General features: G+C 63.5%; 10 protein-coding genes and 4 pseudogenes. 4 read left to right on the top strand and 10 right to left on the bottom strand.

Annotated features, from left to right (window positions below):
* Nucleotides 1-29: 29 nt before the first annotated feature.
* From AC0KS4_RS01225 to AC0KS4_RS01180, 10 genes and pseudogenes are all read right to left on the bottom strand, one after another.
* Nucleotides 30-356: a helix-turn-helix domain-containing protein gene (locus AC0KS4_RS01225; protein WP_007168431.1), complete on the bottom strand. Its 327-nt coding sequence runs from the start codon at nucleotides 354-356 to the stop codon at nucleotides 30-32.
* Between the two features lie 29 nt (nucleotides 357-385).
* Nucleotides 386-976, bottom strand: a pseudogene (locus AC0KS4_RS01220) (tyrosine-type recombinase/integrase); the annotation flags it as partial.
* A gap of 7 nt (nucleotides 977-983) precedes the next feature.
* On the bottom strand, nucleotides 984-2,336 hold the full coding sequence (locus tag AC0KS4_RS01215; RefSeq protein ID WP_046184758.1) for an IS30 family transposase: 1,353 nt from the start codon (nucleotides 2,334-2,336) through the stop codon (nucleotides 984-986).
* A 97-nt stretch (nucleotides 2,337-2,433) separates the two neighbouring features.
* Nucleotides 2,434-2,901 (bottom strand): annotated as a pseudogene (locus tag AC0KS4_RS01210) (site-specific integrase); the annotation flags it as partial.
* A 422-nt stretch (nucleotides 2,902-3,323) separates the two neighbouring features.
* Entirely contained in the window at nucleotides 3,324-4,082 is a 759-nt protein-coding gene (locus AC0KS4_RS01205; RefSeq protein WP_007168427.1) for an SDR family NAD(P)-dependent oxidoreductase, read from the bottom strand.
* 25 nt (nucleotides 4,083-4,107) lie between these two features.
* Nucleotides 4,108-5,256 carry an acyl-CoA dehydrogenase family protein gene (locus AC0KS4_RS01200; RefSeq protein WP_007168426.1) on the bottom strand — a complete coding sequence of 383 codons (1,149 nt, stop codon included), beginning with the start codon at nucleotides 5,254-5,256 and terminating at the stop codon, nucleotides 4,108-4,110.
* Between the two features lie 7 nt (nucleotides 5,257-5,263).
* On the bottom strand, nucleotides 5,264-6,040 hold the full coding sequence (locus AC0KS4_RS01195; RefSeq protein ID WP_007168425.1) for an enoyl-CoA hydratase/isomerase family protein: 777 nt from the start codon (nucleotides 6,038-6,040) through the stop codon (nucleotides 5,264-5,266).
* Entirely contained in the window at nucleotides 6,037-7,713 is a 1,677-nt protein-coding gene (locus AC0KS4_RS01190) for a long-chain-fatty-acid--CoA ligase (RefSeq protein WP_007168424.1), read from the bottom strand. The genes AC0KS4_RS01195 and AC0KS4_RS01190 overlap by 4 nt, the downstream gene beginning before the upstream one ends.
* A gap of 9 nt (nucleotides 7,714-7,722) precedes the next feature.
* Nucleotides 7,723-8,898 carry a thiolase family protein gene (locus tag AC0KS4_RS01185; protein WP_019732177.1) on the bottom strand — a complete coding sequence of 392 codons (1,176 nt, stop codon included), beginning with the start codon at nucleotides 8,896-8,898 and terminating at the stop codon, nucleotides 7,723-7,725.
* Nucleotides 8,895-9,746, bottom strand: coding sequence for a CoA transferase (locus tag AC0KS4_RS01180; RefSeq protein ID WP_007168421.1), 852 nt, complete (start codon nucleotides 9,744-9,746; stop codon nucleotides 8,895-8,897). Before AC0KS4_RS01180 ends, AC0KS4_RS01185 begins: the two co-directional genes overlap by 4 nt.
* Before the next feature lie 97 nt (nucleotides 9,747-9,843).
* Here AC0KS4_RS01180 and AC0KS4_RS01175 point away from each other — a divergent pair.
* From AC0KS4_RS01175 to AC0KS4_RS01160, 4 genes and pseudogenes are all read left to right on the top strand, one after another.
* Nucleotides 9,844-10,443, top strand: a pseudogene (locus AC0KS4_RS01175) (TetR/AcrR family transcriptional regulator); the annotation flags it as partial.
* Between the two features lie 445 nt (nucleotides 10,444-10,888).
* Nucleotides 10,889-11,122: pseudogene (locus tag AC0KS4_RS01170) on the top strand (metal-dependent hydrolase); the annotation flags it as partial.
* A gap of 239 nt (nucleotides 11,123-11,361) precedes the next feature.
* Nucleotides 11,362-12,708 (top strand): IS110 family RNA-guided transposase, encoded by a 1,347-nt coding sequence (locus AC0KS4_RS01165; RefSeq protein WP_007168418.1) that lies wholly within the window; start codon nucleotides 11,362-11,364, stop codon nucleotides 12,706-12,708.
* Between the two features lie 84 nt (nucleotides 12,709-12,792).
* Complete coding sequence (locus AC0KS4_RS01160; RefSeq protein WP_080576326.1) at nucleotides 12,793-13,482, top strand: metal-dependent hydrolase; 690 nt, start codon at nucleotides 12,793-12,795, stop codon at nucleotides 13,480-13,482.
* Nucleotides 13,483-13,503 lie beyond the last annotated feature (21 nt).

The following is a 13,503-nucleotide window of genomic DNA, read 5'->3' as shown; positions in this document are numbered from 1 at the left end:
TGGCAGTTCGGCTCCGCATTGCAGGCAATTCATCGCGGCGGCAGCGACCTTCCCGTCCGAGCGCGCGGGGTGACGGGACGTGCCTCACCGGCCGCAGCGGCGGCCTCCTCGCTACCCTTCGGCGTGGGTGCGGCCACGGTTTCGGGCTCGGGGATCAGCAGTTCGTCGATGGCGCAGTCGAGCACGGCGCAGAATACATCGAGATCGTGGAGCTTGATGGCGTTGGGGTTGCCCGACCACAAGCCCGACATCTTGCCGGCGCTGATCACCAGGCCGCGCTCGGCCAGCATCCGTTGGAGTTCGCTGGCCTTCCAAATGCCGCGGTTGGCCGCGGTCAGGCGTAGATTCCACTTCATTGAGCCAATCCTTAAGTTCGTAGGTGCAGTTACTTCGTGTTGTTACGTTGTGCTGTGACCCAGGCATCTTCGACGTGGGTGGCGTGGACGTGGATATATCGAGCCGTCGTGGCCGTCCAGGCGTGACCACATAATTCCTGGATGGCGAACAGGTTCATTCCGCCGAGGTAAAGCTGGGACGCGCAGAAGTGCCGCAGCACATGCGGGGTCAGCTTCCCCGACCACGCAGGCAGATGCCGGTCCGCCGCCTCCGCCAACGATCGGCGATAGACGTCAGCTGTCGCGCGCATGCACGTCCCGTCGATGTTCTTGCGTTCGGACGGAAACAGTGGCGCGGCATGGCTATTCGGGTCGATATCGAACAGTCCAAGCACGTCTTCGATGAACCATCTCAGGCTGCGGTCGGCGCCGTTGATCAGCGGCACCAGTCGCGGTTTGGGGCCTTTGCGGCGTGATCCCTTGCCGTGACGGACGTTCAGCTTGCCGAACCGCCCCAGCTCCCACCGCACATCGTCGAGGTCGAGCATCCGCGCCTCGTTGATGCGCAGTCCCACGTCGGCCGCCAGCCGGGCGACCGCGTAGTTGCGGGCGGCCGGGGCGAACTTGCGGCAGGTGACCAGGCTGGATTCAATCGGTCGTTGCAACACCGGCTTGCTGAAGTGAGTGTAGGTGTTCGTTGAACGCTTCGGCCGGGGTGCGCCATCCGAGGGTCTTGCGTGGTCGGGTGTTGAGGGTGTGAGCGATCGCCGCGATGTCGTCGGCGTTCCACCGGGATAGGTCGGTGCCCTTCGGAAAGCATTGGCGCAACAGGCCATTGGTGTTCTCATTCGTGCCACGCTGCCACGGACTCTTCGGGTCGGCGAAGTACACCTTGACCCCGGAGGCGATCGAGAACTGGGCATGCGCCGACAGTTCCTTTCCCCGGTCCCAGGTCAGCGACCGGCGCAGTTCCTCGGGCAGCGAGGTGATCGTCTGCGCTAGGGCGTTGGCCATCGTGAGGGCGCCGTAGCCGGCCAGAGCCGGCCCGTTCTTGGTCCGCGGAATCAGCCCGTATCCGGCCTCCCGCGGAAGATGGATCAACATCGTGAACCGACTGCTGCGCTCGACCAGCGTGCCGATCGCGCTGCGCTGCAACCCGATCAGCAGATCTCCCTCCCAGTGTCCCGGGACCGCGCGATCAGCGACCTCCGGCGGCCGAGCGCTGATCAACGTCTCCGGCGTGACGTGCGCCCACGCTTTCTGCCGAGACCGTGCCCGCGGCACCCGCAATGCCCGACCCCGGCGCAGGCAGGTGATTAAGTCCCGCTTGAGCGCACCGCGGCTTTGCACGTAGAGCGCTTGGTAGATGGCCTCGTGGCTGATCCGCATGGATTCATCATCAGGGAAGTCAAGCTTGATCCGATGGGCGATCTGCTCAGGACTCCATGCTGTCACCCAGGCCCGATCCCCTCGGTGCGGCTTGTTGCGTCCCTTCCACGGCGTCGCGGCCGGACCAGCCATGATCTGCCCGTAAGCGCCACGAACGACACCGGAGAGCTTGTCCTGGACGTACTGGCGCAGCCGGTCGTTGCCGACCAGCTTGGCCGTCTTCGGGCGCCTCGCCCGCCTTTCGGCATGCCACTGCGCGACCGAGGCCTTGTAGTCGAGCCGATACGTGCGCGTCGAGGCGTTACGGCGCAGCTCACGCGAGATGGTCGACGGCGCCCTGCGCAGCCTCCTGGCTATCTCGCGCACTCCGGCACCATGGGCACGCCATAAAGCGATGTCTTCGCGCTCATTCGAGGATAGGTAGCAGCCCGAAACAGTTTCTGGCAAGCGTGGATTCACGCCGCCAGCATGGCGGAACCAGCGGAACCCGACCGGCGAAGACACGCCCGCTTCGGTAGCGGCGTCCTCGGTCATCGCTCCGGCAGCGATCCCCGCCCAGAACCGGACCCTGTCCTGCCGCCAGGCCACCGACGGCCGCCCCGGGGAGGGCATCTGCCCCCGATACGCACGAACCTCCAACTGCCGCTTCCCATACGCCACCACACACCTCCGAGGAATCGAGGTGTTGCAACGACCGATTGAATCCAGCCAGTTCCTGGCGCCACCCGGCGAACAGCTGCTCCACCTCGTCGGCGGTCGGAGGGATACGCAGCTGCGGATCGACCGAGGCTCGCGGCCGGTTGATCTCGTCCAGCGGGCACTCGACGACCCGACCTGTCATGTTGTGCAGGTCGATCTTGTGCCGAAGCTCCAAGAACTGGAAGTACACGGTCAGTGCCGCCGCCCGCCCGGTGCGAGTCGAGGGGTTGGCGTCGCGCAGCACCTTGCCGAAATAGACGTCGACATCGGCGGGCCGCATCTCCCACAGCGGCCGGCCGAACCAGTCGTGGATCAGCTCGAGGTGGTTGATGTCGTTGCGGATCGTGCTGTCGACCAATCCGGCCGACGCCCGTGCCAGCACGAACCCGGCCAACACATCGGTCTCGAAGTCGGCAAGCTCCTCCTCGCTCGCCGGTACTCGATGTTCCCGCAGATCGCGGACCACAGCCAGAGCCAACCCACGCCTCCTCGACTTCACCTAAAGTGAAGAAACATCATCTGATCAACTATTCAGTCAGCAAGAATGATGCCGGTTCATCAGAGAGTTTTGATGGAGGGACACGCCAACAACGGCTGTTCCAGGCGTTGAAAGGGCTAACGGGCGATACCCGTGGGCTCAGGAACTCGTCGACTGTTGGCTAACGTGACTAAGCCTCTCTCTCTCCGACTCCGACTCGGAGTGACGAAGACGAAACTGCGTTCACGCTCGTTGCGCATCTTGCAACGCAGTGCCTGGCCCACCGATGCCACCACCCGCCGCTCGCTCAGCCGCGATTTTCCGTGTTCGTTCACATGGTCGACGACGACGCGGACACTGTCCTGCACGTTGATTCTCTCCTGGAGTTGTGGGATCCAATCAGCAACTCTGACGGCCGGACATCACCTCGGAGGCATCCGTACTGCGCCATCGAGACGGATCGTCTCGCCGTTGAGCATCGGATTCTCAACGATGGCTACGACCAGGTGTGCGTACTCGGCAGGATCACCGAGTCGGTTTGGGTGCAACGTCAGCGCCTTGAGAGCGGTTAGCGCAGCCTCTGGAAGTGAGTTGAGAAGCGGGGTTTCGAACAGCCCCGGAGCGATCGTGTTGACCCGGATCAAGTACGACGACAGATCACGCGCGATCGGCAGCGTCGCCGCCATCACACCTCCCTTGGAAGCGGAGTAGGCCGCCTGCCCGATCTGGCCGTCGAAGGCCGCGCCGGAGGAAGTGTTGACGATCACGCCACGCTCGCCGCCGACGGGGTCGTTCTGCGACATTGCGTATGCGCCCAGGCGCACGACGTTGAAGGTCCCGATCAGGTTGATCTTGATTACTTTCTCGAACGCGTCGAGCGGGAAAGGGCCCTTCTTGCTGACGGTCTTGGTGCCATCGCTGACGCCGGCGCAGTTGACGATGATACGCAATGTCTTGTCCGCGTTGGCGATCTCGATGGCCCTGGTCACTGCATCCTCGTCGGTGACGTCGGCGGGCGCGAACCGGACGGTGTCGCCGAGGAGGCTTAGCGCGTCCGTGTTTGCATTGGGCAGGTCGACGGCGACCACCCGCGCTCCGGACCGCGCCAGCGTCTCCACCGTCGCCAAACCGAGCCCGGACGCGCCACCGGTGACGACCGCGCTGCTAGCTGCGATGTCCATTCGGCTGCTCCTTTTGTGTGTCTGTCTACAGGCTTCGCGCGATCAGCACCTTCATGATCTCGTTGGTGCCGCCGTAGATCTTCTGCACCCGAGCCGCCGCATACATCTGCGCGATCGGGTATTCCATCATGTAGCCGTATCCACCGAAAAGCTGCAGGCACTTGTCAGTGACCTCTACTTGTTTGTCAGATCCCCACATCTTGGCTATCGATGCGGTTGCGGCATCGAGTTTTCCGTCGAGGTACCGGCCGGTGCAGTAGTCGATCAGCGCCTTGCCGGCCAGCACCTCCGCCTTGCATTCGGCCAGCACGAACTTGGTGTTCTGGAAGGCGAGGAGGGGCTTGCCGAACGCGGTGCGCTCCTTGACATAACGGATCGTCTCTACTACCGCCGCCTCCGCCATCGCGATCGCCTCGACCCCGATGGTCAACCGCTCGCGCGGAAGTTGCTCCATCAACTGGGCGAAGCCCTTGCCCTCAACGCCGCCGAGCAGGTTTGCGGCCGGCACCCGCATGTCGGTGAACGCAAGCTCCCGGGTGTCCTGGCCGTGCTGGCCGACCTTCTCCAGAACCCGGCCGCGCTGGAAACCCGCCAGCCCTTCGGTTTCGGCCACCATCAGCGACAGTCCGGACTCAGTTTTGGCCACGATCACCACCAGGTCGCAGTGGGAACCGTTGGAGATGAAGGTCTTCGAGCCGTTGATGACGTACTCGTCGCCGTCGCGAACCGCGGTGGTGCGAATCGACTGCAGGTCTGACCCGGTGCCCGGTTCGGTCATCGCGACGGCGATCACCATCTCCCCGCTGACCATCTTCGGGATCCAGCGCTTCTTCTGCTCCTCGGAGGCATACTCGGCGATGTAGTGGGAAGCCAGCGTCGAATGCACGGAGAAACCGAACGCGGTGTCGTGCGCGTAGGCGCGCTCCTGCATCACCACCGCCTCGTGACCGAAACTGCCGCCACCACCGCCGTATTGCTCGGGCAGGTCGAGGCCCAAAAGCCCGGCAGCGCCGGCTTTGTTCCAAAATTCTCGGTCCACCTTCTGCTGTTTCGCCCACCTGGCTTGGTTGGGAGTCGCTTCCTTGCGGAAGAACTCGGCGGCGTGCTTGCGCAGGAGTTTTTGATCCTCGGTCTCCCACGGAACGACGTAGTCCGGGAATAAGAGTCCGGGCATGCTTTACCTACTTTCCGGTGAACTGGGGCGCGCGCTTGGCGAGGAATGCCGCCTGGCCCTCGTGACTGTCGGCGGAATGCACCGCCACGTAGAAATTCCGTTTCTCGTGTTCGAGTCCCTGCGTCAGTGATGTCTGAAACGCGTGCACAGCGGCATCCTTGGCCAGCGCCACCGCTAGCGGGGAGTTCGTCGCGATCCGTTGCGCCATCGCCAGCGCCCGTGGCACGGCCTCGCCGTCGGCGACGACTTCGGCTACCAACCCTGCATCGCACGCCTCCTGGGCCTTGATGGAATCGCCCGTCAAAAGCATTGCCATAGCCTTGGATTTGCCGATCGCCCGAATGAGGCGTTGAGTTCCGCCAGCGCCAGGGATTGCGCCGATCTTCACCTCGGGAAGTCCGAATTGGCCCGACTCGCCGGCGATGACAATGTCGCAGGCCAACGCCAGCTCACAGCCGCCCCCGAGTGCGTATGTCTCGACCGCGGCGATGACCGGCTTCGGAAACGCAGCCAGTATCGACCAGAAGCTCTCATTGGACTCTCCGGTGACCAGTGGCCGGGCCCGGATCTCGTCGAACGCCGTGATGTCGGCGCCGGCGCAGAACATGCCGTGGGCGCCCGCGATGACCACGGCCAACACGGCCGTGTCGGACCGCAACGCCGCCAGCTCGGCCCCCATCGCGCCCAACAGCTCGTCGTTGAGGCTGTTCTTCGACTTCGGGCGATTGATCTCCAGCAGGGCCACCGCACCGTCGCGAGTCGATCGCAAAATTTGTTTGTTCACGTGACCGCATCCCGGTAAACGTCGGCGTGTTCGGCCCGCAGGATCTTCTTGTCCAATTTGCCGACACTGGTGCGCGGCAACGCCTCGACGAAGAGAACCGCGTCGGGCATCTGCCACTTGGCGAACTGCCCCTGCAGACAACCGACGATGTCATCGCGGGTCAGCACGCCACCTTCGACGGGCACGACGATGGCCAGCGGACGTTCCTGCCACTTCGGATGGCTGATCCCCACAACCGCGGCCTCCTTCACCAGCGGATGTCCGACGATGGCGTTCTCCATATCGATAGAGGAAATCCATTCACCGCCGCTCTTGACTACGTCCTTGAGGCGGTCGGTGAGCTTGAGATACCCGTTCGGGTAGATTGTGCCGACATCGCCGCTGCGCCAGTAACCGTCGAGGAAGCGGTCGGCGTTGTCGTCGTCGTCGAGCTGGTGGTATCGCTCGATGACCCAGGGCCCACGCATCAGTACCTCGCCGACACTCTTACCGTCGTGCGGCAGGTCATTGCCGTTGTCGTCGACGATCCGGATGTCGATACCGGAAGCGGGCAGCCCTTGAAAACGCTTGAAATCCCATTTCTCGTCGTCGGTGATCGTGCCCTGCAGGGACGGTTTGATGCCCATGTTCATCGTGATCAGCGGCGTCGTCTCGGTCGCACCGTAGCCCTGCACAAAATCGGCGCCGGTGAGCTCGTGGAAATCGCGCATCAGCGACTTCGCCGGCTCGGTCGCACCGGACAGCAGTCTCGTCCTGCTGAAATCTGGCTTCACAGCAAGGGTCTTGATGTAGTCCAGCATCGGCTGGAAAATCGCCGGTGCGCCGTTCGCGACGGTCACATTCTCCGCGATCATCACGTCGACGAGCATTTGCGTGTTCTCGGCCAGGTAGCGGCCGGGTAGGATCACCTTCGCCGCGGTCCACATCGCGGTGTGCGGAAGCCCCCACGACTGGCCGTGAAACATCGGGGTGATGAGCATCGCGGTGTCCTCGCGACGGAGATTGATCGCTGCTGCCATCGCCATCGCGTGTAGGTAGCTGCCACGATGCGAGTAGTAGACGCCCTTCGGCCGACCCGTCGTTCCCGATGTGTAACACGCGCTGTAAGCAGAGGTTTCGTCGATGACCCGCCAGTCGATCTCGGTGTCGGACTCGGCCATCAGGTCCTCGAGGTGAAAGACGTTTTCCAGCGTGGTGTCGATCTCGGTGAGCGGCTTATCCGACATTACGATCCAGCCCTTGACCTTCGGCACGTGTGGAGCCAACGCCTCGGCGACCGGAAGGAGTGTCTCGTCGACCAGGATCCATTGCGCCTCGGCGTGGTCAGTGACGTAGCTCAGGTCTTCGGTGGCCAGCCGCAGATTCATCTGCAGCATCACCGCGGCGATGCCGGGAATGGCCCAGCTGAGCTCAAAGTGCCGCTTGCTGTTCCAGTCGAGCACTCCGACTGTGTCGGCCGGGCCGATCCCTATTCCTCTGAGCGCGTTCGCCGCCCGCTTGACCCGAACGTACAAGTCTGCGTAGGTGTACCGCTGCCAGTCGCCCTCCGTGGTGCGGTAGACGACCTCTTGCTCGGGATAGGTGCGCGCCGCATGTCTGATCAGGTTGGTGGTGTTGAGCTGGTAGTGGTCGCCGTGCGTCGACGGCACGCCCTTCACGATTTCCCTGACCATGTCTGTGCCTTAGATTCGTTCGATGATGGTGGTGTTGGCGGTTCCGCCGGCCTCGCAGATGGTCTGCAGGCCGTAGCGCTGTCCGGTGCGCTCGAGTTCGCACAGCAGATCGGTGAGCATGCGGGCCCCGGTCGACCCGAGCGGATGCCCGATTGCGACCGAGCCTCCGTTGACGTTGAGCTTGTCATCGGGAATGCCGAACTCGCGTTGCACCATCAGCGGCACCCCGGCGAAGGCCTCGTTGACCTCGAACAAGTCGATGTCGCTGACACTCAGGTTGGCGCGCTCGAGCGCCCTGTGGGTGGCGTCCAGTACCGCGGTGAACTGCAGTACCGGGTCCGCCGCGGCGACCGTCATCGCCAGGAACCGCGCCCGCGAAACCAGCCCGCTGCGTTCTGCGTAGCCACGCTCGGCGATCAGCAACGCCGCTGCCCCGTCGCTGATCTGGGAAGAATTGGCCGCGGTTGTGCGGCCGTCGGCCGCGAAAACAGGCTCCAGCGACGCGATCTTCGCCGGATCCAACTGCTCACGGATTCCTTCGTCGGCACTGACGGGCGCCGCCGACGGATCCAGCGGATCGACGGTGATCGGCACCAACTGCGCGCGAAACTTTTTCGCCCGGGTCGCGGCGAATGCTCGCTCATGGCTTCGGATACTGAATTCGTCGAGTTCCTCGCGAGAAATACCGAACTTGGAGTTCAGCAACTCCGACGCCGCCCCTTGCGCCACCAAGTTGTCGTCGTAGCGGGCCAACTCCACGGGCGAGTACTGCGGACCGAGCGGCGCGCCCGGCATGAACGACGCAGGCATCGGCACCTGCGACATCGACTCCACACCGCACCCAATCGCCAGCTCGTAGATGCCCGCGGTGACGCCGAATGCAGCGAAGTTGACCGCCTGCTGACCGGACCCGCATTGGCGATCAATGGTGACCGCCGGCACCGATTCGGGTAGACCCGCAGCCAGCACCGCGTGCCGCCCGATATTTCCGGACTGGTGCTCATGCTGCATCGCACAGCCGACGATGACGTCATCGATGTCTTTGGCATCGATCGCACTGCGCTCCACCAGGTTTCGCAAGGTGTGACCGAGCAAGTCGGCCGGATGCCACCGGCTCAAAGCGCCACCTCGTTTACCCACCGGCGTGCGCACCGCCCCGACAATCACTGCTTCGCGCGCGTTCAATGTTCCACTCCTCCTTGTTCCGGTGTACGAATTCCAACGATGGGGATGTCAACCGTCTCGGCGACTTCTTCCCAGTGGCGCGTGCTTTGTCCGGCAAAGACTCGTGCGAGATCCTCGTGGGTATCTGCTGCGCCCAGGACCTCGAGGGTCCGCTTCTGGAAATGCGGTTCGATTGCGCCCAGGGCGATATAGCCGTCGGCACTGGCGTAGATCCCGTAGGTCGGAGTCGCGCCACCGAGCGGGTCGCCGGGCCCTGCGACGCCGTACCGCACGGCTGCGCCGGCGTCGGCTGCGGCGTCCGCCAGTACGATCCGGACGTGTTGGCCGGCACCGGAATTCGGCCTATCAAGCAGCGCCAACAGGGCCCCGGACACGGCACGTTCGGCACCCAGGAGGTCCACGACCGGAACCGCCGGCATCAACGGGGGCTGCAGGGTGCCGTGCGTGGCCTGATAGGTCAGGTCGTGGCCAGGACGCTCCTCGAGGTCACCGTCGTAGCCCACGATTTCGACGTGACAGAGCCCCGGATACCTGACATGCGCGTCGTCGAGCCCGAGCCTGCGTAGCGCCGAAGGGCGCATGGCGGTGAGCAACACATCGGCGGAAGTCAGCTCGACGTCCAGCTTGGCGCGGTCGCCGGCGTCCTTGAGGTCCAGAACCAAGACCGTCTGCTTGCTGGCGAGCTCTGCGTACCAGCCGGGCGCGACCGCGGCCAAGGGATCTCCGGTAGGGGGCTCCACCTTTGTTACCGACGCGCCGAAGCGCGCCAGCCGTGCCGCCGCGAGCGGGCCCGGGATGTTCACCGCAAGCGACACGATGCGAACGCCGTTCAGACTGCCCTGCACCATGTGGTCCTTCAATTGATACCGTACGACTGTACAGGAAGCTTCCTATCTGTACAAGAAGTGATGTTCACTGTACACTTGCCCGGAACGAAGGAGACGCATGGGACCGTTCGCCGATCCACGCGCAGGCGCAGACGACCTGACCGCGAAGGCGCGCATTCGCAACGCCGCGATGGACCTGTTCGCGGAGTTCGGGGAGGACCGCACGTCGATGCGAAATATCGCCTCGAGAGCCGGCGTCACGGTCGGGCTGGTTGTCCACCACTTCAAGACCAAGGACGGAATCCGCCGCGCCGTTGAACAACTCGTCGTCGACTACTTCGCGCAGACGATCGCGCAGGTCCCCGTTGATGGAACACCAAGACAAGTCGCCACGGCGCGTGACGTGGCTGTGAAGGAGATGCTCGAATCGAACCCAGCCGTCGTCAACTATCTGCGCCGCGCGCTACTGGACCCCGCAGGGTCTAAAGGCCAACTGCTCCAGCGATTGACAGAGCTGACCCGAACGGAGCTCATCAAAGCCCGCGACGCCGGTATCGCAAATGCGGAGCGAAGCGGATCCACCCAGATCATCGACATCATGGTCCGACAGCTGGGACAGCTCTTCCTGCAACCGATGATCGACACCATGTGGGATCAAGTCTCCCGCCCAGACGAGTCAGACGACGACAAACCGACACTGCACGTCGCCGTTCGCTCCAGTGGCCCAGCACCTTCAGCGCGTCATAGGAATACTTCGGCTTGCGCTGCCGGCGAGGTCGTTTGGCGACCTGCCGGCCCGCTCCCGGCGGCCGGGCCGCGGCCGTCAACCGGCGCCGAGCATTGTCACGCGACCAGCCGGTGACCTCCACCACCTGATCCAGAATCTGCCCCTTATTCGCCTTCGACGCCTTCACATACGCCTTGGCGAACTTCGCGGTGATCTCGGCACGAGACGACATCGACAGCCCACTCTCCATGCCTGGCGGGGATCACCGTTTCGCGGGCATTCTTACGTGATGCACCGAGGGCGTTTCGCGGGCACTTTTCGTGATGCTTGCCGGATGCTTGCCGACCTCGTGGATCCGCAGTAGCGTGGTTCCAACACCTAGTACTATTGGTACCTGGAACTACACGTCACACGTTCAAGGAAGGGGCTAGCATTCATGGCGAGTGACCACGCAAGGCAAGAGGCAAAGTCGGTGACCGCAGCGAGCGCTGGATCCCGTTATCCGAGGACCCGACGGATAAGCTTTCCGTTTGGCGGCGACGGCGGCACACACGGCAAGTACTTCGTCAACGACGACATCGTGTTCAGCCACTTCGTGGCGAACCTATCGGGTGCGTTCCCGTCAGGGGAGGAGTTGTTTATTCGGTCGGTGCGTCGATTCTCAGATGAGCCCCCTGTTTCCCTTCGGGTGACGCCTCGCAGGCGTGAAAATGGGGGTCGGGTTGCCTGCCGACGCCGACGTTAACTTGGGTTTTGTGAGCCTGTTGATGAGCCTGGTGCCGGGGCCCGACCTGGAAGGGTCACGCACTGTTGCTTCGAGCACGCCGGTCAGAATTTCGATTCCCTGAACCGAGGCCCCCGGGCGGCCCGCCTTGTTGAGAGCGTCGATGTTGATGGAGGGCAAGCGAGTTGAAGCAGCAGCAGCCGGAGGAGATTGCTGACACCGAGCATGAGTTGGTGATCGAGCGTGTGTGCGCGATCGATGTAGCCAAGGCCTCGGGCAAGGTGTGCGTGCGTGTGGGCAGCCGCGCGGGCAGGCGGGTCAGCAAAGTGTGGGACGTGGCCGCCACGTCCGGCGCAGTCGGTGAGTTGACCGACTACCTCGTTGACGAGCGGATTGAGAAGGTCACTGTGGAGTCCACGTCGGATTACTGGCGGATCTGGTACTACCTGCTGGAGGCGGCCGGGCTCGACGTGCAGCTGGTCAACGCCCGCGACGTGAAGAACGTGCCCGGTCGGCCCAAAACCGACAAACTCGACGCGGTCTGGCTAGCCAAGCTCACCGAGAAAGGTCTGCTGCGGCCAAGTTTCGTGCCGCCGGCGCCGATCCGCGAGTTACGCGACTACACCCGGTTACGGATCGATATGACTCGCGAACGTTCCCGGTACTGGCAACGGATCGAGAAGCTGCTCGAGGACGCGCTGATCAAGGTGTCGTCGGTGGCCTCGACTCTGGACACCCTGTCGGTGCGCGACATGCTCAAGGCGCTGATCGCTGGCGAGCGGGACCCGCGCCGGCTGGCCGGGCTGGCGCGCGGCAAGATGAGACCCAAGCAAGCCGCTCTGGTCGAGGCGCTGACCGGCAGATTCGACGATCACCACGCCGAACTTGCCCAGATGCTGCTCGATCAGATCGACGCGCTGGACGCCAAGATCGGCAGGCTCACCACCCGCATCGACCAACTGTTGGCTGCAATGGAGCCCGAACCTGTCAACGGTGGGGACGCCACCGGCGGAGCAAACCCCGCTTCGCGCAAAGCCGGCGAGTTGACCACGATCGACCGACTCGATGAGATTCCCGGCGTCGGCCCGGTGAACGCGCAGATCATTCTCGCCGAGATCGGGCTCGACATGAGCCGGTTCCCCACGGCCGGACACCTGGTGTCGTGGGCAAAACTGTGTCCACGCACCATCCAGTCCGGTCCGGTGCAACGTTCGGGCAAGGCGGGCAAAGGCAACCCATATCTGAAAGGTGCTCTCGGCGAAGCCGCGACAGCCGCTGCCAAGACCAACACCTTCCTCGGTGAACGCTATCGGCGCATCGTCAAACGCCGCGGCAAGCTCAAGGCCCTCGTCGCTGTTGCCCGATCCATCCTGGTCATCATCTGGAACCTGCTGCACGACCCCACGGCCCGTTTCCACGATCTCGGTGCCGACTACCACGCGACCCGCATCAACACCGAACGCCGGACCCGTAACCACGTCGCGCAGCTCGCAGCCCTGGGCTATCGCGTCACCCTCGAACCCGTCGCCTGACACCGGCCAACTCCCACAACACAACCCGACAACTGCGAGAAAGAACACCCGGCTGCGCCGGGTGGCTCCGCCGCGTCCGGTCACCTGGGTCTATTTTCCGGTCAGGTCACCGATCCCACGTTGAAGAAACGGGTGGCGGGCTTCATCGGCCAGGAATCGGTCCACGGACAGCAACACCGCCTGCTGAACGAGAAACTCATCGACATGGGTTACCCGATCGCTTGGTGGGATTCGAAGAAGTTTAACGACTGGGTCAAGCGACTGGAGGAGCGGCTGCCTGCGCGGCTACCCCTGGCGGTAACAGCAGCTGCAGAACACTTCACCGCCGTACTTGCTGAGCGCACGCTGGGCGAAGAGGAAATCCAGGCGATTCCGGGCGAGTTGCAGGTGTGGAACGTGCTGAACTGGCATGCCGTGGAGGAACTTGAGCACAAATCGGTCGCATTCGATGTCTTCCGCACGGTGGCGGGAGGTACGGAGCGGATGCGCAGGAGTGTGATGGCCGTGATGATTCCGACCCTGCTTCTCCTCATAGCCGTCACATTGGTTTACTCGCTGGCGCACGACCCGGATGGGCGTCGTCAGCCGCTACGGGTGATACGGGAGGCCTATCGGCTGTACCGTGGCCCCATCTTCCGGGGTTTGATCCCAGACCTTACGAAATATCTGCGACCGGGATTCCATCCTGACGACATCGACACGAACGCGTTGTTGGAGCACTGGCAAGAGGAACTCTTCGGCACCGACGGAGAACTCGTCGGCTACCTGAAGTGATTGCGAACATCCACAACAAAA

It is taken from the genome of Mycobacterium sp. NTMscope_MAC_12 (assembly GCF_976985675.1).
Note: the sequence above shows the minus strand (reverse complement) of the source record. Positions and strands in the feature narration are given on the sequence as shown.

Bases quoted from the DNA above. Each gene is read 5' to 3' on its own strand.
- AC0KS4_RS01225 (WP_007168431.1), bottom strand. From the start codon at position 356: ATGAAGTGGAATCTACGCCTGACCGCGGCCAACCGCGGCATTTGGAAG.
- AC0KS4_RS01215 (WP_046184758.1), bottom strand. From the start codon at position 2,336: ATGCCCTCCCCGGGGCGGCCGTCGGTGGCCTGGCGGCAGGACAGGGTC.
- AC0KS4_RS01205 (WP_007168427.1), bottom strand. From the start codon at position 4,082: ATGGACATCGCAGCTAGCAGCGCGGTCGTCACCGGTGGCGCGTCCGGG.
- AC0KS4_RS01200 (WP_007168426.1), bottom strand. From the start codon at position 5,256: ATGCCCGGACTCTTATTCCCGGACTACGTCGTTCCGTGGGAGACCGAG.
- AC0KS4_RS01190 (WP_007168424.1), bottom strand. From the start codon at position 7,713: ATGGTCAGGGAAATCGTGAAGGGCGTGCCGTCGACGCACGGCGACCAC.
- AC0KS4_RS01180 (WP_007168421.1), bottom strand. From the start codon at position 9,746: ATGGTGCAGGGCAGTCTGAACGGCGTTCGCATCGTGTCGCTTGCGGTG.